Genomic DNA, 315 nt, shown 5'->3' with positions numbered 1-315 from the left:
CAACGTCATGGCCGGGCCGAAGCGCACCTGGAAGTTCCACAACGCGCCCGAGCACGAATGGCAGATGAAGGCCTGAGCCTCCTGCATTGCGCTGAAGCCATTGGTCCAGCACGGAAAAATCGTCGGCTAAGGACCTGCCTGGCCGATTTGCCATCGAAAACCATCGTAAGCTTCGTCAATCCGTCATGGAAATCACCTATGGCAACGGTCTGACGAGGACTTCTTATGCGCTACGCCATCTATTTCACCCCAAGCCAGGACGAGCCGCTGGCGCGCATGGCCGCCAATTGGCTGGGCCGCGACAAGTTCGGCGCC

General features: G+C 59.4%; 1 protein-coding gene. It reads left to right on the top strand.

Going from position 1 to position 315, the window contains the following annotated elements; all coding sequences use genetic code 11:
• On the top strand, window positions 1–76 hold a 76-nt coding region (locus EN807_RS37760), incomplete at its 5' end, for a 5-deoxy-glucuronate isomerase (protein WP_135938057.1).
• Between the last annotated feature and the right edge of the window lie 239 nt (window positions 77–315).

This window comes from Mesorhizobium sp. M5C.F.Ca.ET.164.01.1.1 (assembly GCF_004792125.1).
Classification (GTDB): Bacteria; Pseudomonadota; Alphaproteobacteria; order Rhizobiales; family Rhizobiaceae; genus Mesorhizobium; species Mesorhizobium wenxiniae.
The sequence above is the reverse complement of the archived record's forward strand: the minus strand, read 5'-3'. Positions and strand labels throughout refer to the sequence as shown.